Annotated in this window: 22 protein-coding genes and 1 pseudogene; 12 read left to right on the plus strand and 11 right to left on the minus strand. The window is 59.7% G+C overall.

Going from position 1 to position 23,420, the window contains the following annotated elements:
- Nucleotides 1-53 precede the first annotated feature (53 nt).
- A pseudogene (locus PH562_RS11390) lies at nucleotides 54-781 on the plus strand (class I SAM-dependent methyltransferase).
- Between the two features lie 181 nt (nucleotides 782-962).
- The gene (locus tag PH562_RS11395) at nucleotides 963-1,502 is read left to right on the plus strand and encodes a flavin reductase (RefSeq protein WP_285173068.1); all 540 of its coding nucleotides are present in this window, start codon (nucleotides 963-965) and stop codon (nucleotides 1,500-1,502) included.
- A gap of 73 nt (nucleotides 1,503-1,575) precedes the next feature.
- Here the strand turns inward: PH562_RS11395 and PH562_RS11400 are convergent, their stop codons facing one another.
- The 3 genes from PH562_RS11400 to PH562_RS11410 all read right to left on the minus strand — a co-directional run bounded on the left by PH562_RS11400 (nucleotide 1,576) and on the right by PH562_RS11410 (nucleotide 4,752).
- The gene (locus tag PH562_RS11400) at nucleotides 1,576-2,349 is read right to left on the minus strand and encodes an alpha/beta fold hydrolase (RefSeq protein WP_285173070.1); all 774 of its coding nucleotides are present in this window, start codon (nucleotides 2,347-2,349) and stop codon (nucleotides 1,576-1,578) included.
- A gap of 4 nt (nucleotides 2,350-2,353) precedes the next feature.
- Nucleotides 2,354-3,358 carry an NAD-dependent epimerase gene (locus PH562_RS11405; protein WP_285173071.1) on the minus strand — a complete coding sequence of 335 codons (1,005 nt, stop codon included), beginning with the start codon at nucleotides 3,356-3,358 and terminating at the stop codon, nucleotides 2,354-2,356.
- A gap of 71 nt (nucleotides 3,359-3,429) precedes the next feature.
- Nucleotides 3,430-4,752: a UDP-glucose dehydrogenase family protein gene (locus PH562_RS11410; protein ID WP_285173073.1), complete on the minus strand. Its 1,323-nt coding sequence runs from the start codon at nucleotides 4,750-4,752 to the stop codon at nucleotides 3,430-3,432.
- 328 nt (nucleotides 4,753-5,080) lie between these two features.
- Here PH562_RS11410 and PH562_RS11415 point away from each other — a divergent pair, with 328 nt between their 5' ends.
- The 4 genes from PH562_RS11415 to PH562_RS11430 all read left to right on the plus strand — a co-directional run bounded on the left by PH562_RS11415 (nucleotide 5,081) and on the right by PH562_RS11430 (nucleotide 10,870).
- Complete coding sequence (locus PH562_RS11415; protein ID WP_285173074.1) at nucleotides 5,081-5,938, plus strand: GNAT family N-acetyltransferase; 858 nt, start codon at nucleotides 5,081-5,083, stop codon at nucleotides 5,936-5,938.
- A 191-nt stretch (nucleotides 5,939-6,129) separates the two neighbouring features.
- Nucleotides 6,130-6,927: a class I SAM-dependent DNA methyltransferase gene (locus PH562_RS11420; RefSeq protein WP_285173075.1), complete on the plus strand. Its 798-nt coding sequence runs from the start codon at nucleotides 6,130-6,132 to the stop codon at nucleotides 6,925-6,927.
- Between the two features lie 204 nt (nucleotides 6,928-7,131).
- Complete coding sequence (locus PH562_RS11425; RefSeq protein ID WP_113229952.1) at nucleotides 7,132-8,427, plus strand: adenylosuccinate synthase; 1,296 nt, start codon at nucleotides 7,132-7,134, stop codon at nucleotides 8,425-8,427.
- Nucleotides 8,428-8,488: 61 nt separating this feature from the next.
- Nucleotides 8,489-10,870: a chromosomal replication initiator protein DnaA gene (locus tag PH562_RS11430; RefSeq protein ID WP_285173077.1), complete on the plus strand. Its 2,382-nt coding sequence runs from the start codon at nucleotides 8,489-8,491 to the stop codon at nucleotides 10,868-10,870.
- An 83-nt stretch (nucleotides 10,871-10,953) separates the two neighbouring features.
- Here the strand turns inward: PH562_RS11430 and rpoH are convergent, their stop codons facing one another.
- Both rpoH and PH562_RS11440 read right to left on the minus strand, forming a co-directional pair.
- Nucleotides 10,954-11,862, minus strand: a complete 909-nt coding sequence (rpoH, locus tag PH562_RS11435; protein WP_015340865.1) for an RNA polymerase sigma factor RpoH — start codon at nucleotides 11,860-11,862, stop codon at nucleotides 10,954-10,956.
- 366 nt (nucleotides 11,863-12,228) lie between these two features.
- The gene (locus tag PH562_RS11440; RefSeq protein ID WP_285173079.1) at nucleotides 12,229-13,254 is read right to left on the minus strand and encodes an RluA family pseudouridine synthase; all 1,026 of its coding nucleotides are present in this window, start codon (nucleotides 13,252-13,254) and stop codon (nucleotides 12,229-12,231) included.
- A 49-nt stretch (nucleotides 13,255-13,303) separates the two neighbouring features.
- Here PH562_RS11440 and PH562_RS11445 point away from each other — a divergent pair, with 49 nt between their 5' ends.
- Nucleotides 13,304-13,681 (plus strand): hypothetical protein, encoded by a 378-nt coding sequence (locus PH562_RS11445; protein WP_106998644.1) that lies wholly within the window; start codon nucleotides 13,304-13,306, stop codon nucleotides 13,679-13,681.
- Between the two features lie 10 nt (nucleotides 13,682-13,691).
- On the plus strand, nucleotides 13,692-14,522 hold the full coding sequence (locus tag PH562_RS11450) for a TrmH family RNA methyltransferase (protein WP_285173084.1): 831 nt from the start codon (nucleotides 13,692-13,694) through the stop codon (nucleotides 14,520-14,522).
- Between the two features lie 19 nt (nucleotides 14,523-14,541).
- Here PH562_RS11450 and PH562_RS11455 read toward each other — a convergent pair whose 3' ends face one another.
- Nucleotides 14,542-15,747 (minus strand): coiled-coil domain-containing protein, encoded by a 1,206-nt coding sequence (locus tag PH562_RS11455; protein WP_285173085.1) that lies wholly within the window; start codon nucleotides 15,745-15,747, stop codon nucleotides 14,542-14,544.
- 187 nt (nucleotides 15,748-15,934) lie between these two features.
- On the minus strand, nucleotides 15,935-16,546 hold the full coding sequence (locus tag PH562_RS11460; RefSeq protein WP_095435615.1) for a DUF1134 domain-containing protein: 612 nt from the start codon (nucleotides 16,544-16,546) through the stop codon (nucleotides 15,935-15,937).
- 299 nt (nucleotides 16,547-16,845) lie between these two features.
- Here PH562_RS11460 and chpT point away from each other — a divergent pair, with 299 nt between their 5' ends.
- On the plus strand, nucleotides 16,846-17,496 hold the full coding sequence (gene chpT, locus PH562_RS11465; RefSeq protein WP_113229957.1) for a histidine phosphotransferase ChpT: 651 nt from the start codon (nucleotides 16,846-16,848) through the stop codon (nucleotides 17,494-17,496).
- A 201-nt stretch (nucleotides 17,497-17,697) separates the two neighbouring features.
- Nucleotides 17,698-18,057 carry a response regulator gene (locus PH562_RS11470; RefSeq protein ID WP_285173087.1) on the plus strand — a complete coding sequence of 120 codons (360 nt, stop codon included), beginning with the start codon at nucleotides 17,698-17,700 and terminating at the stop codon, nucleotides 18,055-18,057.
- Nucleotides 18,058-18,197: 140 nt separating this feature from the next.
- On the opposite strand, the gene ctrA is transcribed toward PH562_RS11470, so the two are convergent.
- On the minus strand, nucleotides 18,198-18,899 hold the full coding sequence (gene ctrA, locus PH562_RS11475; protein WP_069611718.1) for a response regulator transcription factor CtrA: 702 nt from the start codon (nucleotides 18,897-18,899) through the stop codon (nucleotides 18,198-18,200).
- 441 nt (nucleotides 18,900-19,340) lie between these two features.
- Here ctrA and PH562_RS11480 point away from each other — a divergent pair, with 441 nt between their 5' ends.
- Nucleotides 19,341-19,697, plus strand: a complete 357-nt coding sequence (locus PH562_RS11480) for a flagellar export protein FliJ (protein WP_075851407.1) — start codon at nucleotides 19,341-19,343, stop codon at nucleotides 19,695-19,697.
- Nucleotides 19,698-19,940: 243 nt separating this feature from the next.
- On the opposite strand, the gene PH562_RS11485 is transcribed toward PH562_RS11480, so the two are convergent.
- The 3 genes from PH562_RS11485 to cysQ all read right to left on the minus strand — a co-directional run bounded on the left by PH562_RS11485 (nucleotide 19,941) and on the right by cysQ (nucleotide 21,836).
- Nucleotides 19,941-20,222 carry a GNAT family N-acetyltransferase gene (locus tag PH562_RS11485; RefSeq protein WP_285173088.1) on the minus strand — a complete coding sequence of 94 codons (282 nt, stop codon included), beginning with the start codon at nucleotides 20,220-20,222 and terminating at the stop codon, nucleotides 19,941-19,943.
- 241 nt (nucleotides 20,223-20,463) lie between these two features.
- A complete protein-coding gene (gene sciP, locus PH562_RS11490) occupies nucleotides 20,464-20,739 on the minus strand; it encodes a CtrA inhibitor SciP (RefSeq protein ID WP_004107124.1) in 276 nt (91 codons plus the stop codon).
- 302 nt (nucleotides 20,740-21,041) lie between these two features.
- On the minus strand, nucleotides 21,042-21,836 hold the full coding sequence (cysQ, locus tag PH562_RS11495; protein WP_113229960.1) for a 3'(2'),5'-bisphosphate nucleotidase CysQ: 795 nt from the start codon (nucleotides 21,834-21,836) through the stop codon (nucleotides 21,042-21,044).
- A gap of 328 nt (nucleotides 21,837-22,164) precedes the next feature.
- Here cysQ and PH562_RS11500 point away from each other — a divergent pair, with 328 nt between their 5' ends.
- A complete protein-coding gene (locus tag PH562_RS11500; protein ID WP_285173089.1) occupies nucleotides 22,165-23,418 on the plus strand; it encodes a sarcosine oxidase subunit beta family protein in 1,254 nt (417 codons plus the stop codon).
- Nucleotides 23,419-23,420 lie beyond the last annotated feature (2 nt).

A 23,420-nucleotide genomic window follows, 5' to 3' on the forward strand; every position in this document is an offset into this window, starting at 1 on the left:
CTATACCTCCGATACGGCCAGTTCCAGGGCGCGCAGAAGCATGGAGGAACAACATGACGCAGAATATCTACGACGATCCGGGTTTCTTCGAAGGCTATAGCCGCCTGCAGCGATCCGTCGATGGGCTGGCCGGTGCGGCCGAATGGCCGGCCATCCGTGCCTTGATGCCTGACCTGAAGGGTCTCGCTGTCGCCGATCTCGGCTGCGGCTTCGGCTGGTTCTGCCGTTGGGCCGTCGAGCACGGGGCGGCCAGCGTATTGGGGCTCGATGTCTCGGAAAAATGCTGGAACGCGCGCGAACGGAAACGGCGGATGCTCGGGTTCGCTATGATCGGGCCGACCTCGAGAAGCTTCAGCTTCCGAAAGCGAGCTTCGATCTCGTCTACAGCGCGCTCGCCTTCCATTATATCGAAAGCTTTGCCGGATTGCTGACAACGATCCGTCAGGCGCTGAAGCCAGGCGGTCGGCTGATCTTTTCCATCGAGCATCCGATCTATATGGCGCCCCGGCGGCCGGAATGGCTTGATGATGCCGACGGCGGCAAGATCTGGCCGCTCAGCGCCTATCAGATCGAAGGACCGCGGGTGACGAACTGGCTCGCCGAGGGCGTCATCAAGCAGCATCGCACGATGGGCACGACGCTCAACCTCTTGATCAAGTCCGGTTTCACCATCGCCCATGTCGAAGAATGGTCGCCGAGTGATGACGACCTCGCAGTGCATCGCGATTGGGTAATCGAGCGCGAGCGGCCGATGTTTCTCCTGATCTCCACCCGGACCTGAGGCAGGCTTCAGCATGCCGTGACGGCCGAGAAGGCTGAGTCGATCTATTTTTCTTTTTGTTGATAGATTTTATAGAAAATTAATTGCTCGCGAAGAGCTACTTCCGCAAAATGTCGTTTCTTGAGGCGCATCCTTCCCATCGATAATGTGAGGCTGTCGGCGCGATTTAGGGAAGAGTGCGATGAACATGAAAACGTCCGTGGCAATCGAGAAGGCGGTGCCTGTCGCCGATCCCGATATTGCGCGCACCGAGTTTCGCAATGCCATGGCGCGGATGGCGGCGGCCGTGAATATTGTCACGACCAATGGCCCCGCGGGGCTCGCCGGCTTTGCCGCGACCGCTGTCTGCAGCGTTACCGATAGCCCGCCGACCCTGCTTGTCTGCCTCAATCGCGGAGCCTCCGTTCATCCCGCCGTCACGCAAAATGGTGTGCTCTGCGTCAATGTGCTATCGGAAGCGCATCAGGATCTGTCGCGGCTTTTCGGCGGCAAGACCCCGGTTGCCGAGCGCTTTGCTGCGGCCGCATGGTCGGAACTCTCGACCGGCGCTCCGGTGCTTGAGGATGCTCTCGTCTCGTTCGATTGCCGCATCGTCCGTCAGGCCGATGGCGGCACGCATGATATTCTGCTCTGCGAAGTCGATGCTATTCGTCAACGTGACGAGGGGCAGGGGCTCATCTATTTCGACCGCGGCTATCATCCCGCTGGTCAGGCTGAATAGGCCTGTCGTCCAAGCCTTTTCCGAAATTATCTACGCTGCCAAGGTCTTCGTCGCCTTGCGGCGAACAGGACGTTCACGCCAGAAAGTCTTCGATCGCCTTTAAGACCAGGGCAGGGTGCTCGCGGTGCGGCACATGCCCCGTATCCGGCATGATATAGACCGAGCCATGCCCGGCGGCGATGCGGCGTGGATGGGCTTCGGAGCCATATTCGTCGCGGTCTCCGTGGATGGCGAGCACCGGACAATGAAGCCTTTCAAGTGCCGGATCGAGGCTCCAGCCGGCGCGTTCGGAAGCGAGCCAGGTGTCGATCCAGGCGTGCAGCACCCAGTCGGCCTTGCTGCCGTGATATTTGGTAAGCCGGGCGAAGGTTTCGGCCGATTTGAATTCCTGCTGCGCGATCCGGATACCCTCCAGGGTCTTCTCCTCTACGAAAGCCTGGGCGGCGATGGTGATTACGGCGTGACAGCCTTCGCCAAACCTTGCCCCCGTCTCCACCGCCATGCCGCCACCGACGCTGTGCCCGCAGGCGATGAAGTCTCGAATGGACAATTGCTCGCAAAGAAGCGGCACGAAACGCTCGGCCTCCGATGCAATGAAATCCTGGGTCAGAAGATCGTCACGGGCATCGGATCGGCCAAAGCCCAGCCGATCATAGGCGATGACCCGGCGACCAACGGAGTGGGCGAGTTGTTCCGGGAAATCCCGCCAAAGCGTGATGCATCCAAGGGAATCGTGAAACAGGATGATCGGTTGCTGCGATCTCAGGACGGCTGGCGTCCATGATTTCGCATAGAGGCGCCCGCCGGAGCTCTCGATCCAATATTCCGTTTCCGCGATCTCTGCCATTTTATCAGTAATTTTCCTGATACCACTCGACGAAGCGCTTTACGCCTTCGTCGACCTCGATCTGCGGCTTGAAGCCGGTCAACGTCACCAACAGATCCGGTACGGCATATGTGTTGTGCACGTCGCCGGGCTGCATAGGCAGCATCTTGCGGATCGCCTTCTTGCCGAGCATCGTCTCGATCGTCTCAACGAAGGTCATCAACCCGACGGGCTGGCCGCCGCCGATATTGACGACGCGGAAGGGAGCGTTCTTCGACAGGGTGTCGATGACCGTCTCCGACACGATCCGGTTTTCCTCCGACGGCACGACGCCGATGAGGCGCACGATGCCTTCGATGAGATCGTCGATATAGGTGAAATCACGGCTCATCCTGCCTTCGCCGTAAATCTCGATCGGTCTGTCGTTCTTGATGGCATCGACGAATTTGAACAGTGCCATGTCCGGCCGGCCCCAGGGGCCATAGACAGTGAAGAAGCGGAAAGCGGTCGTGGGCACGTTGAAGAGATGGGCGTAGCTGTGCGCCATCAGCTCCATGCTCTTCTTGGTCGCCGCATAGATCGTCATCTGCTCGTCCGCCTTATCGCTTTCGGCAAAGGGGATCTTTTCATTGGCACCATAGACCGAAGAGGTCGACGCCAGGAGCAGATGCTTCGGCTGCAGGTCTCTCGCCAATTCCAGAATGTTGAACGAACCGACGAGGTTGGAATCGACGTAGGACCGCGGATTTTCGAGGCTGTAGCGGACGCCCGCCTGAGCGGCGAGATGGACGATGGCGTCAGGCTCGGCGAGTTCGGCTGCATGATCCAGCGCCGCCTTGTCCTCCAGCATGCCTGTGACGGCCTTGAAGCCGTTGGAGCGGGCTAGGATGGCGGTGCGCTTCTCCTTGAGCCTGACGTCGTAATAGGGCGTCATCCCATCGAAGCCGACCACAAAATGGCCCTCGTCGAGCAGGCGCTTGGCAAGGTGGAATCCGATGAAGCCGGCAGTGCCGGTGATGAGATAACGCATGGATCGGCCTTTGCTTAAAGCATTTACAGGAAAAGTGCGCAGCGTTTTTCCGTTCGGAACGCGTAAACGCTCTAAAATGCGGCGTCGCTCGAGGGTCTGCCGACGCTTGTATAGGCAAAACCGTGCTTTGTGACCTCGTCATGGCGATAGATGTTTCTTAGGTCGACGAGGACTGGCGCCTTCATGACGGACTTCAGCCGGGCAAAGTCCAGCGCGCGGAACTGGTTCCATTCCGTCACGATGACGAGCGCATCGGCATCGCGTGCTGCGCCATAGGCATCCTCTGCATAGGCGATGTTGTCGATCACCAGCCGGGCATTCTCCATGCCTTCCGGATCGTAGCCCGTCACGGTGGCGCCGGCATCCTGCAGCGTCTGGATGATCGAGATCGCCGGGCTGTCGCGCATGTCGTCGGTATTCGGCTTGAAGGTCAGGCCGAGAACGGCGATCGCCTTGCCCCTGATATCGCCGCCCATGGCCGCGATCACCTTGCGGCCCATGGCGCGCTTGCGGTTGTCGTTGATCGACACGGTGGTTTCGATCAGGCGCACGGGGCTGTCGTAATCCTGCGCCGTCTTGGCGAGCGCCAGCGTATCCTTCGGGAAGCACGAGCCGCCGTAGCCCGGCCCGGCATGCAGGAACTTCGAGCCGATGCGGCCGTCGAGACCGATGCCGCGCGAGACTTCCTGCACATTGGCGCCGACCTTTTCACAGAGATCGGCCATCTCGTTGATGAAGGTGATCTTCATGGCGAGGAAGGCATTGGCGGCGTATTTGATCAGCTCGGACGTGCGGCGGGAGGTGAAGAGCAGCGGCGCCTGGTTGAGATAGAGCGGGCGGTAGACTTCGGTCATCACGCCGCGGGCGCGTTCGTCGTTGAGGCCGATGACGATGCGGTCGGGACGCTTGAAGTCCTCGATGGCGGCACCTTCTCGCAGGAATTCCGGATTGGAGACAACGGCGACATCGGCATCAGGATTGGTTTCGCGCACGATGCGCTCCACCTCGTCACCGGTGCCGACGGGCACGGTCGACTTGGTGACGATGACGGTGAAGTCGTTGACGTGCTCGGCAATTTCGCGAGCAGCGGCATAGACGTAGGAGAGGTCGGCATGGCCATCGCCGCGCCGGGAAGGGGTGCCGACCGCGATGAAGACGACGTCGCTCGCAGCAACGCTCGCCTCCACTTCTGTCGTGAAGGAGAGGCGGCCGGCGCGGACATTGTCTCCCACGAGCTGCTCTAGGCCCGGCTCGAAGATCGGTATTTCGCCGCGCCGCAGCGCTTCGATCTTGCTCGTGTCCTTGTCGACGCAAATGACATCATGGCCGAAATCGGCAAAGCAAACACCCGACACAAGCCCCACATAACCCGAGCCGATCATCGTGATGCGCATGAAATTTCAATCCTTTTGCTGGCGCCGGGCTTCGCGTCGAAACGCAAAGTCGGCATGGGCGATCGTCTGCGCTTATACACAGGATCGCCGGTGACGCCTATATGCGATGCCGGCTTTAGGGGAATTGCGACAGAAGTGTCACAGAGTCTTGGTTGATTTCCTGCCGTTCTATTCGCGTGATCGCCTTGTTTTCCAAGTGAAACGAAGCCTTTGCACTTTAAGCTTATCATCCCCATTGCTTGTGATTGGCAGCATGTTGTCACATGATGAGTTTGGGCGCGGTCGTTCCGCAGGGGCGGCGGTGTAGTGGGCGGTTTGGGACTATTGCATGAAATCGACTTTTGCCGTGCGGACAATGCGGGCTGGCGAGCTGGAGCTTGCTTTGGAATGGGCTCGGCAAGAAGGGTGGAATCCCGGTATTGACGATGCGCTCGCCTTCTGGGAGGCAGACCCGGCCGGGTTTCTGATCGGCGCCATCGGCGAGGTGCCTGTCGGCTGTATATCCGTCGTTCGTTATGGCGAGGCTTTCGCTTTTCTTGGCCTTTACATACTGCATCCGGAGTTGCGTGGGCGCGGATACGGCAAGCAGCTATGGAACAAGGGCATGATGCTTGCCGGCAATCGCATTGTCGGGCTGGATGGCGTCGTCGCGCAGCAGGAAAACTACCGGCGGCACGGTTTCGAGACGGCCTATCGGACGCTGCGGTATGGCGGCATCCCCAAAGTGCCTGAGGTGGATGAACAGCAGGCAAAGCAGGTGGTGCCGGTTGTGGGCGGCAAGCTCGACGGGCTGGTGCACTATGATGCGGAAATCTTCCCTGGCCTGCGTCACTCCTTCATCCGGGCCTGGTGCGGTGCGCCCGAACGGCGCGCATCCTTCATCGTCGGCGGCGGCAGCAGGGTTCGCGGCTATGGCACGATCCGCCGCTGTTTCGAGGGCTACAAGATCGGTCCGCTCTTCGCCAACAAGCCGGAAGTCGCGCTTGCGTTGATGAGCAAGCTGCTTGCCAAGACCAAGGGAGAACCCGTCTATCTGGATGTGCCTGTTGATAATGTCCAGGCGATCCGGCTTGCGGAAGATTGCGGTCTGTCTCCGGTGTTCGAGACGGCGCGCATGTATCGCGGCAAGGCGCCGGAAAACCGGCTCGATCGCGTGTTCGGCGTCACCACGCTCGAACTCGGTTAGGTCTGGCTCATCCCACCGCTGGTAGCAGACCGCAACATTAACGTTAACAAACGAATAACGATCCCGTCGGAGGTTTAATCAGCCTTAACGGGCTGCTTCTTCGACTCTGCCGCTATATAAATTCTACGGGGGCGCCAAGGGGAAGTTGAACAATGATTGTTCATTTTCTGTTGGAGTCGGCTATGCATGTCATGGAAAGTATTAACCGGCAGACCTGGCGTAATCCCTGGGCCTTGCGCGACTATCGCCGCAGCAGCGGCTATCTCAACGAAGGCGAGCGTGCCGCCTTTGCTATCGCTGCCCCGCAGACGGGCAGGGGGCGCATTCTCGATATCGGTGTCGGCGGGGGCCGCACCGCGCAGCTCTTACGGGATTTCGCAAGCGACTACATAGGCATCGATTACACGCCGGAGATGGTCGCGCTCTGCCGAAAGAAGCATCCAGATCTTCGGTTCGAACATAGGGATGCACGCGATCTTTCGGAGTTCCAAGATGCCAGTTTCGATATGGTCGTCTTCAGCTATAACGGCATCGATTCCGTCGATGCGGCAGGGAGGTTGGTCATCCTGAACGAGGTGGCGCGGGTTCTTGTTTCGGGCGGTGCTTTCGTGTTTTCGACCTTCCATCGCGGCTGGGGTGGCTTCGATCACCGCGTCGACTATCGCCGGCTGGAATGGACGTCCAATCCGGTGCGTCTCGGGCTGCGAACCCTGCGCTATGTCGAAGGCCGCATTTCCGGAACGCTGCGCCAGCGCCGGCTCAGGCCGCTGGAAGAGCGAGATGGCGAACATGCGATCCTGCTGCATGGCGCCCATGATTTCGGCGTCATGGTCTATGCGACGACGCCGGCGCAGGTGCGCTCACAGCTTGCCGACGCGGGCTTTGCCATGCCGGTGCTGCTGCTGGATCTCGATGGCAAGCCGGTCGGTGCGGCGGCGGCGTCGGAGCACGAATATTTCCATGTCGTCGCCCACAAGCCGGGCCTTTGACAGGCAAGGCCATCGGCCAGATAAGGGTAATCTGGAGGCCCTGTCTGGCCGATAGCCGGGAAAATTCCTGTTGGAGGCGCTGATTCGTCATGCAAAAAGCCGAATCTCCTGAGACAACAGGGTCGCTTTCCCAAAAACAAAGCTTTATAGATGCGCGGGTTTGAGCAAGGTGCGCCGCCGCGCGCAGGAAGCGGGAATGGATAAATGACGAATGTTGTAGTGATCGGCTCGCAATGGGGTGACGAAGGCAAGGGCAAAATTGTCGACTGGCTTTCGGAACGCGCCGATGTGATTGTACGCTTTCAGGGCGGCCATAATGCCGGTCATACGCTTGTCGTCGATGGCGTCAGCTACAAGCTTGCGCTGCTGCCCTCCGGGCTCGTGCGCGGCAAGCTCAGCGTCATCGGCAACGGCGTCGTGGTCGATCCCCATCACTTCGTCGCCGAAGTGGAAAAGCTGCGCGCCCAGGGCATTGCCGTTACGCCTGATGTTCTGCGCATCGCCGAGAACGCTCCGCTTATCCTGTCGCTCCATCGCGATCTGGATGCCATGCGCGAAGATGCTGCTTCCAATAGCGGCACGAAGATCGGCACCACGCGCCGCGGCATCGGTCCGGCCTATGAAGACAAGGTCGGCCGCCGCGCCATTCGCGTCATCGACCTTGCCGAGCCGGAAACGCTGCCGGCCAAGATCGACCGGCTGCTGACGCATCACAATGCGCTCCGCCGCGGTATGGGCGTCGACGAAATCTCCTTCGATGCTCTGCACGAGGAGCTGAGCTCTGTTGCGGAGCATATCCTTCCCTATATCGACCAGGTCTGGCGTTTGCTCGACGAGCAGCGCAAAGCCGGCGCCCGCATCCTCTTCGAAGGTGCGCAAGGTGCGCTGCTGGACAACGACCACGGCACCTATCCGTTCGTGACTTCGTCCAACACGGTTGCTGGCCAGGCGGCTGCCGGCTCTGGCCTCGGCCCGACGGCGCTCGGCTATGTGCTTGGCATCACCAAGGCCTATACGACCCGCGTCGGCGAGGGACCGTTCCCCTGCGAGCTGCATGACGAGATCGGCAAGCACCTGTCGACCGTCGGCCGCGAAGTGGGCGTCAATACCGGCCGTCCGCGCCGTTGCGGCTGGTTCGATGCCGTACTGGTGCGCCAGACCGTGAAGACTTCTGGTATTACCGGTATCGCGCTTACCAAGCTCGACGTGCTCGACGGCCTGGACGAGCTGAAGATCTGCGTCGGCTACAAGCTCGACGGCAAGGAAATCGATTATCTGCCGGCAAGCCAGGCAGCGCAGGCCCGCGTCGAGCCGGTCTACATCACGCTCGAGGGCTGGAAGGAATCGACCGTCGGCGCTCGTAAGTGGGCCGATCTGCCGGCGCAGGCGATCAAATATGTGCGTCAGGTGGAAGAGCTGATTGGTGCGCCAGTAGCGCTGCTTTCGACCAGCCCGGAGCGCGAGGACACCATACTTGTGACTGACCCCTTTGAGGGCTAAAGTTGCGTATCTATGACGAATCCCGGCCCGGCTGCACACCGGGTATCATGAGAAAGCACTGATGGCGGATTTTGTAGCAGTTATTCGACGGGCCGTTGACGGCCTGACGGACAATACTCCCGAGATGCGGGTCAAGGTTTACGATCGAGCTCGTGGTGCCGTGCAACGGCAGCTCGAGAGCATGAAGCCGCGCCCGCCCGAGGAAATGCTGCGCCGCCAGCTCGACAAGCTCGAGGCAGCGATCGTCGAGGTCGAGGCCGAACATGCCGAGGCTTTGCCGGGCGAGGAGGAACCATCGGTTACCGAAGAGCCCGTGCCGCACGAAGAGGCCGCTGCCGAGCCCGCTCCGGACCATCATGCGGCCGAGGAAGTGCACGCGGAACCGCATGCAGAAGAGCCTGCACAGGCTCCTGCCGAGGTGCATGCCCCTGAAGAACCCAGCGTCGCACAAGCCGAGCACGAGCAGCACGCCTATGAGGAGCCGACCGCACCTGCCGAGCCGGATCATGCGCATGAGCACCAGCCGGCAGAGGAATGGCGGGAACCGCATCACGAAGAGGAGCCCTATGCTCCGACCGCTGAACATGCCGGCGTCGAACACCATGCCGAAGTTCATGAGGAGCCGGCCCCTGAGCCGGTTTCTCATGAAGAGCCCAAGGGTGATGGCAACGAGCCCCAGCATTATGCGGAAGAGGCACCGGCAGCCGCTGCCGAGCCTGTCCCCGCGCCGCGCGTGCCGTCGCCGGCTGACGATGTCATAAGCCAGGTTGAGCAGATCTGGGCGGAGGTGGATGCACCGGCTTCTCATGCTGCGCCCGAGCCGGCCGCCTCCCATCACAACGAGCCGGTCATGCCGGCCGCGGCTTTTGCGGAAGCACCCTTCGGCCAGCCCGTCGAGGGGCCCGTCAACGCGAAGGCGGCAGCCACCAACACCGGCTTTGCCTGGGATGCAGATGTCTTCGAGGAAATGCAGCCCGCATCGGCAGCCTCCAAGCCCGCGCAGCAGCCAGCTCGGCAAATGCCCGAAAACGCCTTTGACGATGTCGATCTCTTTGCGGATGTGCATCCGTCCAAGAAGACGGCGCCCGAAGCCGATGCCGACAACGACGGCTGGCGTGAGCTCAAGGAGCTTGCGGGTTTCGATAAGCGCGCTGACGACGAACGTGGCGGCGGCTCTGCTGTTTCGCCCGATCTCGATCAGGCCATGGCGGCGAAGCTGCAGGGTCGCAGCTTCCGCATGGAGCCGAAGCGTCGCCGGATCAATGTCACCGGTATCATCGTCACGCTCGTCGGTCTTGCGGTCGTTGGAGGCGGTGGCTACGCAGCCTGGCTGAACCGCGATGCGCTTAATAACATGGTGACGAAGCTCGTCAGCTCCGCACCTAAGAATGCGACGGCGCCCTCGACGTCGGATACGGCAAGCAGCAAGGCACCGAGCAACAGCAATGCTGCAGCTCCTGGCCAGCAGGCGGCTGCGCCGCAGCAGACCAACACGGCCGCTCAGCAGCCGGCAGGCGCCGGCAACACGGATGTTGCGGCTTTGGGTAGCGACCCGAATACTGTCAATACGAAGTTCACCCAGCGTCTTCTGGCCAACGGTACGGAAGAGGACGAAGGGCCGGCTCCGAACGGGCAGCCCGGCATTGTCGAAGGCAAGTCCGTAGCCGAGCAGAATGTTGCCTCTGCTGCACCCGCCGCCACGGCAACGCCGCCTGCCGGCAGCAATGCCGCTACGGCTGCTCCGCAAACCCAGGCGCCCGCAACCGCCGCACCGAATACGCCATCTGCCTCGACGAACCAGCAGGCGCCTGCCGCCAATCAGCAGCAACAGGCCGCCAACCAGCCGCCGCCCGTGACGCAGCAGACGGCTCCGGCAACCGACGGACAGAAGGTTTTCCTCTATGAGGAGCGCCTCGGTCAGACATCGCCCACGGCTTTCCAGGGCACGGTCAGCTGGTCGCTGCAGGAAGGCAAGGGGCCTGACGGCCGGCCGGAGCCTTCGGTGCAGGGGCTCATCACGGTCCCAGATCGCGGCCTGACCGCAACGATCACCGTTTCGCGGAATTCGGATTCCTCGCTGCCGGCCAGCCATCTGATCGAGCTCGCCTTCCAGGTGCCGCCGAATTTCGAAGGCGGCGCGATCGATAACGTCCAGCGCGTCGCGCTGAAGGCGACCGAGCAGGATCGCGGCGATGCGTTGATCGCGGTTCCGGCTAAGGTTACCGACGATGTCTATATGGTCGCGCTCAACGATTTCCCGGATGCGCGCAAGACCAATCTCGATCTTTTGAAGAGCCGCAACTGGATCGATATCCCGGTGGTCTATCGCAACGGTCGCCGGGCGCTGTTGACCATGGAAAAGGGACCGACCGGAACGGATGCCTTCAACAAGGCGATTTCGGAGTGGCAGGCGCTTGGCGGGGTTGCTTCGAGCGGCCAGTAAGTCGTCTTAAATCGATCATATGGAAAAGGCGGGCTTTTGGCCCGCCTTTCTTTTTAGACTTCAAATGTGCAGAACAGAGATCGTTACGCCGTCGCTTCGACGACGCGCAGCGCCTTGGCGCGTTCCAGAGCGTCCTTCTGGACGGCCTCCTGTACCTTTTCGAAGGCGCGGACCTCGATCTGGCGGACGCGTTCGCGGCTGATGTCGAACTCGGACGACAGGTCCTCCAGCGTTACCGGTTCTTCGGCGAGACGGCGTGCCTCGAAGATGCGGCGTTCGCGGTCGTTCAGCACGCCCATGGCGCGTGCCAGCATGCGGCGGCGGGTGTCGAGCTCGTCCTGTTCGATCAACACGTCTTCCTGGCTGTCGTGGTCATCGACGAGCCAGTCCTGCCACTGGCCTGAATCGCCTTCGGAAGCCTTGATCGGCGCGTTCAGCGAAGCGTCGCCGGAGAGGCGGCGGTTCATCGAAACGACCTCTTCCTCCGAGACGTTCAGCTTGGTGGCGATCTCGGTAACGTGTTCCGGCTTCAGATCGCCATCGTCGATGGCCTGGATGCGGCCCTTCAGACGGCGCAGGTTGAAGAACAGGCGCTTCTGGTTGGCCGTCGTGCCCATCTTCACCAGCGACCACGAGCGCAGGATATATTCCTGGATCGAGGCCTTGATCCACCACATGGCGTATGTTGCTAAACGGAACCCGCGTTCCGGATCGAACTTCTTGACAGCCTGCATCAGACCGACATTGCCTTCCGATACGACTTCGCCGATCGGCAGGCCATAGCCGCGATAGCCCATAGCAATCTTCGCCACGAGGCGCAGATGGCTGGTAACGAGCTTATGCGCAGCCTGACGGTCGGCATGTTCCGCATAGCGCTTGGCGAGCATGTACTCTTCCTGCGGCTCCAGCATGGGGAACTTGCGGATCTCGTCGAGATAACGATTGAGGCCGGCTTCTCCGGCAGCAATGGACGGTAAGGTATTACGGGCCATGATCTTGCACCCTCCTATTCGAGATTTGGTTCCTTCTGGGGGCGTATTTTGAGCGCCTTCTGCGAAGCGGACCAAGGCGTACGGGTCCTGGGACCCCGCACTTAACCAATGTAAAGATAAGTACGGCGAAACGGTGATTCAAGGATGCGGTCACGCAAGTATTATCTCGGCGTGACCGCAGGTCTCGCCGGAACATCGCCCTTGGGATTATCCTCCCGAACAATCCAGCGCCATGCGGCATAACCACGTCGACCTCCCAAACGCAGTCGCGTTTTCGGTCAGCACAGGCGCTCGGACATCGGTCCTTCATACACGATATTATAGGGCGGAAGGGGACGGCCGTCCAGTCATTGTGATGTTCGGCGCCTATCCTCTGAGCGCCGCCGCCAGTTCTTCCATATCCTCAGGCAAAGGTGCCTCGAAATGCATGACTTCGCCGGTACGGGGATGCTCGAATTGCAGCATATAGGCATGCAGTGCCTGGCGCGTGAAGCGATGGACGGCCTGTTTTGCGGCTTCCGGCAGGAGATTGGCCTTGGTTTTGAAGCCACCGCCGTAAACGGCGTCGCCGAGCAGTGGGTGGCCGATATGGGCCATATGCACGCGGATCTGGTGCGTTCGGCCGGTTTCCAGATGGCACTCGATCAGTGAGGCAAGCGCGGTCGCATCCGGTGTCTCGTGAAAGCGCTCCAGCACCTCGTAATGCGTGATCGCCTCGTCGGCATCCTGCGAATCCGGGCGCTTGACGGCGCGGCGCGTGCGGTCGCTGCTCGACCGGCCGAGGGGTGCATCAATGGTGCCGACAAGCTGGCGGGGACGTCCCCAGACGATCGCCTGATAGGCGCGCTCCAAGGAGGTCGTGCGGCCGTGATCGGCAAACTGCAGGGAGAGATGCCGGTGGGCCACATCGTTCTTGGCGACGACCATGACACCGGTGGTATCCTTGTCCAGCCGGTGCACGATGCCCGGGCGGCGAACGCCGCCGATGCCGGAAAGGCTGTCGCCGCAATGGTGAATCAGCGCATTGACCAGCGTGCCCGTCCAATTGCCGGCGGCGGGATGGACGACCAGGCCGGCGGGCTTGGAGATTACGATGACATCGTCGTCCTCATAGAGCACGTCCAGTGGAATGTCCTCGCCCTGCGGCGTCGGGTCTTCCGGCTCGGGTAGGGTGATCTGATAGACGTCGCCGGGGCGCACCTTGCGCTTGGCGTCTGTCACCGCAGCGCCCTTGAGCGTAACGGCGCCGTCCTTGATGAGTCCCTGCACGCGGCTGCGGGAAAATTCCTCGCCAATCTCCGCCGTTAGCCATGAATCCAGCCGTCCTTCGGCATTTTCATCGGCGGTTAGGACTTTTCTATTGTCCGCGGCTTCTTTAAAGGGGTCGCTCAAACATATTCTCCGGCGCACAAAGCGCTCTATTGGAAGCAAGGACGCATCGATGACGAATCTCGAGCCAGACGATCAAGAGGAAAAGCCCCTCGATCCGGCCCTGGAGAAAGTCCGACGCAAGATGATCCGCCTGCAGATCGTCTCTGCGGCCGTCATGGTGGTGAGCCTTATGGCCGTCTTCGGCGCCGTTGTCTACAAGACGATGAAACCGGCAGCCAAGCCTGCGGGCCAGGCGGCGTCCGGCATCCCGTCCGATGCCCCGGTTGCCGTGACGGCTCTGCTGCCGGCGGGCTTTACGGTGCAGTCCACGGCGCTGTCGGGCAATCAGGTGCTGTTCTACGGCACGCTTGCCGGTGGCCAGCGCCAGGCCATCGTCTTTGACTACGGTATCGGCCGCATCGTGGCGACCATATCGCTATCGAACTAACGGCGTCGCGATGACGGGCGCGCGACTCATCGAGATTACGCATCCCGACGATCCGCGTATCGCCGAATTCCGCAATATCCGCGAACGCGATCTGACGAGTCGAGAGAACCGCTTCATAGCGGAAGGAACCGTCGTGCTGCGGCTTCTCGCCGGCGCGCATGCAGCGGCGGGTGATTTCCTGGCTGAGAAAGTGCTGCTGCTCAAAAACCGTGTAGCTGGCTTGAGCGATATCATCGAGACCTTCCCATCGGACGTCCCGATCTATGTCGCCGAAGCCGAGGTGCTCGACGGCATTGTCGGCTTCCATCTCCATCGCGGTGTTCTGGCAGTGGGGCGCAGAACAGCTGAAGACCGGATGAGCGGCCTTCTCGACCGCCTCCCAAAGCAGGCGCTCGTGCTCGTCGGCTGCAGCATTTCCAATCATGACAATATGGGCTCGATGTTCCGCAATGCCGCAGCCTTTGGCGCGGCTGCCGTGCTGCTGGACGAAAGCTGTTGCGATCCGCTCTATCGCAAGGCTTTGCGGGTTTCGGTCGGCTCGATCCTGACCGTGCCCTATCGGCGGCAATCAGGCAGCGTTCAGCTGCTTGCGGGGCTTGCCGAGCGCGGGTTTGCGATCTGGAGCCTGTCGCCGCGAGGTGCGGTCGATATTCGCGATGTTCCGGCTTCGGAGCGCATGGCGCTTGTGGTCGGCACGGAAGGGGATGGCCTGCCTGAAAGCATTCTCTCCGCCTTCGGCAGCGTGCGGATTCCGCAGGCGCCGGGATTGGATAGCCTCAATGTCGCAACGGCGAGCGGCATCGCCCTTTTCGAGATGGCCGCGAAGAACGGGCGCATCTGAGCAGGTTGCTCCTTAGAGCTTAAGGGTGTTTCGGAAGTATCGCCGCAACGCGGTCGGCGAGGCTGATGCGCGCGTCGGCGGGCTCCCGATCCTTCGGCAGGAGATCAAAGATCGGTGAGTTATCGCCTTCCTTGAGTGCCGTCAGCGCCACCATGTTGGCGGCGATCTTGGCAATCTCCTCGCGCATAGCGTCGTCATGGGCCGGCGTGCGGGCCTTCAGCAGGCGGTCCGATAGGGCTGCCGCCCGGTTGCGAACTTCTTCCGTCATCTGAGCGATTTCGTCTTCCACTGTTTGTTCCGGTTCCACCGCCTGCGGCGGCTTGGTTATTGTGCCTTCCTCATCGACGCTTCCGGCGATTATCGATGCTGCGGCGAGCTTCGGCATTCGTGCCGGTTTTTTCGGCGGCGTCAGGCCGGCGGCACGCAGCGCCTTGCCGGCTTCCTTCGATTCCTTGATGGCTGCCTCCAGCCGCTCCCTCAGGCGGACGACATCCTGGGCGTGGCGTTCGATCGCGGTTTCTTTGTCGGCGCTGCCGGCGATCTCGCGATTGAGGCGTTCCTCAAGCCGCTTGTTCTTATCGTTTTCCTGACGCAGCGATTGTTCGGCATCCGCGGCGCGCAGGCTTGCCGCGTTCAGCTCCTGGCGCAGCGTATCGCGCTCGTCCCGCAATGTGTTGATGCGCAGCTTCAGACTCTCGATCTCGGTTTCGCGCGTTGCAAGGTCGATCCTAAGATTGTCGGCATCGGCGCCCATTTTCGTCATCCGTTTGCGCAAGCTGTCGATATCGGCTTCCTTCTCGGCGCTAGCCTGCTCGGCGGTGTGTATGCTCGATTTCAGCTGGCTTATATAGCTCTCTTCGTGGCGCAGGCGCGAGCGCAATTCGCCTGCTTCCACCTCCAGATCGTCGATGCGCGTCTGTAATTCCGCGCCTGCGGCGGAAAGACGGCTTGCTTCCTGCTGAAGTTTGCCATTCTGGATCTGCAGCGCGACGGTCTTGTCGCGCTCCTGCGTCAGGGCATGTTCGGTTCGGGCGTTTTCTGCTGCGAAGAGGGCGCGCGCCATATCCTTCTGCGCCCGCACTTCCTGCGGGCTCAAGGGCATGGTCGCCTTCAGACGTTTCTCGGTGAACCAGACGATGCGGCGATGGATTGCCGGCGCGATGAGAAAGACCAGTAGAGCGGCCGTCAGAAAGCCCAATCCAAACAAGAGAGCAAATTGAATCACGACGCAGCCAGTATCCTGGAGTTATGTTCGATATCGATAAAATGATTAATCATGGGTTAGCCATGCGGGCAAGCGTTTAACGCGGATATGGTTTATCGGCAGGGAGCCGGATTTACGGAAAGAAAAGGCCCGCAACTGAAGCGGGCCAAGGCGTGTGCTGCTTGGGAGATCGTATCAGAGGATCGGTTCAGAAAGGATTCCAGGTCGGGTTCGGCGTGACCTTCAGATAACCCATGTTGATGCCGAGGCGTGCGCCAAGGCCAGTGCGGATCGGAACGAGTACGATGTTGTTGTTCTTCAGAACCGTCATGCCGAAGCCGGCAACCACGAAAGCCTGACCACTGACGCCGCCGAAGCGGGTATAGACGCTGTTGATGCTCGGCAGATCGTAGACCAGCATCATGACGCGGGTGCCTTGACCGCCGTAGTCGAGGCCGAGAGACGGCCCCTGCCAGTAGAGCGGATGTTCGCCGGCATTCTTGGTGTTGAGCTGGCCTTCGCCATAGGTCAGGCCTGCCAGGAATGCGCCGGAGCCTTCCTGGCCGAGGATGTAGCCATTCGGCAGGCCATATTGCTGGAAGGCACGTTCGACCACTTTGGCGAGGCCGCCGCTGGTGGAGCCGAAGAAGGAGTGGCCGGCATCGACGATTTCCTGTGCCGAATACTGATTGGTGGGCGCGGCAGCGGCCTGACGGACCGGCAACGCGAAACTCACGAATGCGACAATGGCCAGAATCAGGCCGAGGCCGAGCGTTCTGGTGCCGGGGCTTGGCATTCTCTTCAGGAATTCATAGCGCATGGAAGTCTTCCGTTCATCATGTCGGTGCAACAGGGACGAATAGGCAACGCATTCGCCTGAATGCGCCACGCATGGCACGCCCCCATTTCAGACCATTCCGCCCATCTATCGCAGGACGAATCGCGTGCGAAAAAGTCTGATGGTGATGAATGCATTTTGCGTCGATGGTCTTAACAATCGGTTTACCAAATATGGTGTCATTATGGCGCGCGGTACACTGGCTGCGAAACCCTCGGGCAACCTTACCGTGGCAAGGTGGAACTACTCGCTTTGCCCTGTCAGCATTCAGGAGACAATGAATGTCGAAAAATCACAATCTCACTCTGACCGGACCGGATCTGGCCGCGCTGCTGTGCAGCCGCGTCTGCCATGATGTGATCTCGCCGGTCGGGGCGATCAACAATGGCCTGGAGCTGCTCGACGAGGGTGGTGCCGACGCCGATGCGATGGATCTGATCCGTACCAGCGCACTCAACGCTTCCGTTCGGCTGAAATTCGCACGTCTTGCCTTTGGCGCCTCTGGCTCGGTCGGCGCGTCGATCGACACCGGTGAAGCGGAGCGGGCCGCCAAGGATTTCGCCGCCGCCGAGAAGAAGACCGAGGTCAGCTGGGTCGGTCCGCGCGCGATCATCGCGAAGAACCGCGTGAAGCTGCTGCTCAATCTCTTCCTCGTTGCCTATGGCGCCATTCCGCGCGGCGGCAATATCGAGGTGACACTCGAAAATCCGGAGTTCGACGCCAAGTTCACGATCGCCGTCAAGGGGCGGCTGATGCGCGTGCCGCCGAAATTCGCCGAAATCTGCTCAGGCACGCTGGAGGAGGCGATCGACGCACATTCGATCCAGCCCTACTACACGGTTCTTCTTGCCGACGAGAGCGGCATGGAGCTTTCCTACAATGCGACGCCGGAGGAACTGACCTTCGTGGCGACCATGGCTACCGCTCAATAATGGTTCATTCCATCCGCGTTTTCGCCCGCAGTCGTTCTCCGGCTGCGGGTTTATTTTTTCGTGTATCGAAAATTCCGTGCAATCTTGAGGTTGTTCGTTCAATTGATAATGTAGCGGTAACGAATCCTTAGCTTGCTGCTCCTATCGTTTCAATTTGAAGCCGACATCGGATGATGGCGGCTGATGCCAGGGAGCTCACACATGCAGCGGTTCATGATAACGGATACATCGGATGTCGTACGGAAGGTCGGCAAACGAATCCTGTCCGAGCTGGATTTTCTCGTGAGCGAAGCTGGAGACGCGCGCGAAGCGCTGATGCGCTGCCAGGCCGAAATGCCTGACTATCTGCTCGTCGATGCCGGCATGGAAGGGGCGCTCGAGCTCATCGCCAGCATCCGCGCCATGCCCGATGGCAAGGACGTGAAGATCTATTACTGCGTAATCGAGGCGGATCTTCGCAAGCTGATGGCCGGAAAGCGCGCGGGCGCGACGGATTTTCTGCTGAAGCCCTTCGATCGCAAGATCCTGACGGCCATATTCGGCAATCGCGCCGCCGCCTGATCTCAATGGGATATCACTGCAACGACCGATAGCCGCCCTTTTTAGGCGGCTTTTTTTAATTTTCATCGGGGGTGGGCACAAAAATCCCGCCTCGAAGGGCGGGATTTTTGCATATTCGGCGGTAAAGGCGGGGATGCGGCTCAGGCGCTTTCGGCGAAATCGCTGCTGTCGGGCTCGCGCAGCACATAGCCGCGGCCCCAGACGGTTTCGATATAGTTGGCGCCACCGGCGGCGTTTGCCAGCTTCTTGCGGAGCTTGCAGATGAAGACGTCGATGATCTTCAGTTCCGGCTCGTCCATGCCGCCATAGAGGTGGTTGAGGAACATTTCCTTGGTGAGCGTCGTGCCCTTGCGCAGGGAGAGCAGTTCCAGCATCTGATATTCCTTGCCGGTCAGATGCACGCGCTGGCCGCCGACTTCGACGGTCTTGGCGTCGAGATTGACGATCAGTTCGCCCGTCATGATCACTGACTGGGCGTGGCCCTTGGAACGGCGGACGATGGCGTGAATGCGGGCGACCAGCTCATCCTTGTGGAAAGGCTTGGTCATATAGTCGTCGGCGCCGAAGCCGAGGCCGCGAACCTTGTCCTCGATGCCGGCCATGCCGGAGAGGATGAGGATCGGCGTCTTGACCTTCGAGAGGCGCAGCGTGCGCAGCACTTCGTAGCCAGACATATCGGGGAGATTGAGATCGAGAAGGATGATGTCGTAGTCGTAGAGCTTTCCGAGATCCACGCCTTCCTCACCGAGATCGGTGGTATAGACGTTGAAACTTTCGGATTTGAGCATCAGCTCGATGCTCTGCGCTGTTGCGCTATCGTCTTCAATGAGTAGTACCCGCATAATTGTCCCCTTTACCGCCGCCGAAAGGTCGTCAGCCCCTTAACGCGATACCGATCAAATCACTGCTTGATTTGGAAGCTGCCATGTAATGGTTAACAAATTCTGATTCACTCTGGCAAGTCGTATCGAATTTATTAAATAATTTTTCCATTGCACTGTTTTCCAACGACAATCAGTAAAATTGACTCCTAAAGTATTGCATTAACAACCAACGCCAAGTGATTCATCCGACTCACCAATGCCGACATGTCGAATTCCGACCACAACATTTACCGAGCCTTAAATCATTGCGCCTATCATTAACGATGCCCGTAAACGAAAGGTTACCAGCGGTAGGCTTTTATTAAGATCGCTGGAAATTTTTTTAACCAAGCCGTCTCAAAGCGGTTCGGCGGACGGGAATATCGAGAGCCGGGGTCTCGCATCACGGGAGTAATGCGTATGAAGTCACGTGAGAGCCTTGTTCGCCTGAAAGAGTTTCAGGTGAACGAAAAACGCCGTCAGCTGCAGCAGTTGCAGATGATGATGGCGGAATTTGACCGCATGACGAAGGAGCTGGAAAGCCAGATCGTCGTCGAGGAGAAGAAGTCCGGCATTTCCGATCCGAGCCACTTTGCTTACCCGACCTTTGCCAAGGCTGCCCGCCAGCGTGCGGACAATCTGCAGGTGTCGATCCGGGAGCTGCAGGTTCAGGAGGAGGCGCTGGAAAATTCGCTCGAGGAAATGCAGGCCGAATATGCCAAGGCCGCAGCGCTCGAAGAGCGTGATGGTTCGGGTCCGGCGCGGGCACGCGCCTGAGATCGCAATTCCGTCTTCTCCTTCGGATCAAGCATTATTGCGTTCCGATGCGGGGTCCATCTTCGGAATGCGAAGGGGTATGACGGCAGCATATGAAAGCTGCGCATGACTGGCCGTGACGGGGCCGGCCATGCGCAGCTTTTGCATTTTTAGGAATAATCCGACTGGGTGGACGGATTATTGCCTGCACATCCACCCGTTCTTTGCGCGTGAACGCGTACCTCCTTGCTTGAAGCAATTCCTTCAGAGATTGACGACGTCACGCCAGTCGTCATGACGTTGCGCTTGAGCCTTGAAGAAGGGGCAGAGCGGAATGATCTTCCAGCCGCCGCGCCGTGCTTCCTCGACGGCGTGAAGCGCCAGCGCCTGGCCGACACCCTTGCCACGCAGGGCATCTGGCACGCCGGTATGATCGACGATGATCAGCTTGGGAGACGTGCGGGAGAAGGTCATCTCCGCCTCGTGGCCTTCGATGGTTGCGACATAACGGCCGCCGGATGCGTTGTTTTCGTTGCGGATATCCATGATTTTCTTCCTTGTTGCGTCTGATGCAACGAGGATTGCATGTGCTCCGGCATCTGCCAACCATCGAGATTGTTAACGGATCGTCTCCGCTTAAGTTGATGTCCGAAATACGGACCGGCCAAGCCCTTTACTGCTAGCCGGGCGGGACGCTAGGGGTGCACTTCAACAAATAATTCGGGCCTCCTTTTTCAGAAAAGAGGCCCGAACACAAAGTAGAATAAAGGTGGTGCTGTCGCTGCTGTCAGTGGCGATACTGCTGTATGCGGGTCGTCCGGAGGCCAGCCAGGCCATGGGTATTGATGGACGACTGCCAGGAGAGGAACTCTTCGACGGTCAACGTATAACGTTCGCAGGCTTCTTCCAAGCTGAGCAGACCACCACGCACGGCGGCGACAACCTCAGCTTTACGACGAATGACCCAGCGGCGCGTATTCGGCGGCGGAAGGTCTGCTATCGTCAGCGGGCTGCCATCGGGGCCGATGACATACTTCACTCGGGGACGTATCATTTCGGTCATTGGACTCTCTACACACACTCAAGACCACGTGTGGCACTCTAGCTTGCCACATTTAAAAATTGCCTAAGCACATGGTAAGACTTTGCTAATAATTTTAATCAATGTGGCGGAGGGCTGATTTGCGTATGTCCTGCCTGAGCAAATCACCCGAAAGCCCCTGTTATTTCAGGGTAAATCGCAATCATTCTATGATTTTTCGTCAGTAAAAACTTACGCTTCCGAGCCGAAATCGCAGAAGCTCGTATGCTGCTCTCAGGCTCGGGAGCAGGTGCAAGAATTGTTTTTTCCTTGCAAAAATAAACTTACGCCGACACGCCGTGCTTCTGTCCGCCCCAGCAGATAAAGTGCGGATTGGCAAAGTCGGCATCCGCGCTCTGGTCGGTCTTGCCATAGGTCAGAAGGCTACCCTCGATGGTAACCGTCTTGCCGCCCGCCGCCCGCAGGACCGCATCGCCGGCCGCCGTATCCCATTCCATGGTACGGCCGAAACGCGGATAAACATCTGCTTTGCCCTCGGCGAGCAGGCAGAATTTCAGCGACGAACCGATCGACGTGCAGCCGGAAACCGCATTGTCGGTGAGAAAGCCTTCGGTTTTCGCATTGCTGTTGCAGCGGCTGGCAAGCGCCGTCAGCTTGGCCGGAGGTTCACGCACTGCAATATTGACGCGGCTGGTAATGGCAAAATACTTGTCCACCATCAGCTTGCGTGCCCTACCGGGCTCGCCGGTAAAGGCGACGCCGAGCGCCGGTGCGTAGACGATACCGATCACGGGGATGCCGTCCTCGATATAGGCGATGTTGACGGTGAACTCATCCCGATGCTCGATGAATTCTCGGGTGCCGTCGAGCGGGTCGACCAGAAAGAAGGCGCGGCCGTGCACATCCGGAATCTTGCCGGCTGAAACCTGCTCTTCGGCAATGGCCGGGATATGGGGAAAGTCGCGCTCGAGGTACCTGAGAATGATATGTTCAGCGCGTTCGTCGGCCAGCGTGACGGGGCTCATGTCCTGTTTCAAGGCAACCGAATAGCCGGCACGATAGACCTCCAGGATGGCCTTTCCTGCTTCGAGCGCCGCCTTTTCGAATGTTGCAAGCATCTGCTTCTTCGTCTTCCGCGCGCCGTCCGCGCCTGAACTCTCCGGACATTATATATAAGAAGTTGCGATTGCGAAGTTTAGATTTCCGATGCCCGGCTTCCTTCGCCTTAACGCCTGAGCAAAGGTTTAGCAACAGCGCTCGGCATGGCTTCCGAACGGGTGGGCTTTTCGGCAGGTCGGCGAGGTATTCTTCCGAGAGCAAACACTGTCCGTCACTGCGCATTCGGAAAAGATCGTGTTCTGTTTGCGAAGCTTTTTCGCTCTTTCGGGACTTGTCGTTTTTATTGCATATGCGAATGTGCGGCCGGGTAATGATCAGGATGAATGCATGCGTTATTCGGCTTATCAGCTTCTAAAACAGGCGTTTTCAGGCAATCGCCATTGGCAGCCGGTGTGGCGGACGCCGGAGCCGAAACCACATTATGACGTGATCATCGTCGGCGGCGGCGGGCATGGCCTGGCAACGGCCTATTATCTCGCCAAGGAATTCGGCATTACCAATGTCGCAGTGCTGGAAAAGAGCTACATCGGCTCGGGCAATGTCGGCCGCAACACCACGATCATCCGTTCCAATTATCTGTTGCCCGGCAACGAGCCTTTCTACGAGTTCTCGATGAAGCTCTGGGAAGGGCTGGAGCAGGATTTCAATTATAATGCCATGGTGTCCCAGCGTGGCATCGTCAATCTGTTTCATTCCGATGGGCAGCGCGATGCCTATGCCCGGCGCGGCAATGCCATGCGCATGCACGGTGTCGATGCGGAGCTTCTGAACCGCGAGCAGGTTCGTCGGATGATGCCCTATCTGAATTTCGACCATGCCCGCTTTCCCATCCTCGGTGGCCTCCTGCAGCGGCGCGGCGGCACGGCGCGGCACGATGCGGTCGCCTGGGGTTATGCGCGCGGCGCCGACAGCCGCGGCGTCGATCTGATCCAGCAATGCGAAGTGCTCGGAATCCGCCGCGACGAGGGCGGTGCTGTGACGGGGGTCGAGACCAATCGCGGCTTCATCGGCTGCAACAAGCTGGCGCTTGCCGCCGCCGGCCATACATCGATCCTCGGCAAGATGGCCGATCTGGAATTGCCGATCGAAACGCATGTGCTGCAGGCTTTCGTTTCCGAAGGGCTGAAGCCTGTTATCGACAATGTCATCACCTATGGCGCGGGACACTTCTATATATCCCAGTCGGACAAGGGCGGCTTGGTCTTCGGCGCCGATATCGATTACTACAGCTCCTATGCGCAACGCGGCAATCTTGCGACCGTCGAGCATACGATGGAGGAGGGGATGTCACTCATTCCCGGCCTGTCGCGCGTGCGGGTGCTGCGCACCTGGGGCGGCGTCATGGATATGAGCATGGACGGCTCGCCGATCATCGATCGCACGCCCATCGAAAATCTTTATCTGAACTGCGGCTGGAACTATGGCGGCTTCAAAGCGACGCCGGCCTCGGGCTTCTGCTTCGCGCATCTGATTGCCAAGGGTGAAAGCCACGATGTCAGCCGCCTTCTGCGTCTTGACCGCTTCGAGCGCGGCTTTGCGATCGACGAAGGCGGCAAGGGTCCGCAGCCGAACCTGCATTGAGG

Source organism: Rhizobium centroccidentale, from assembly GCF_030182565.1.
Lineage (GTDB): Bacteria > Pseudomonadota > Alphaproteobacteria > Rhizobiales > Rhizobiaceae > Rhizobium.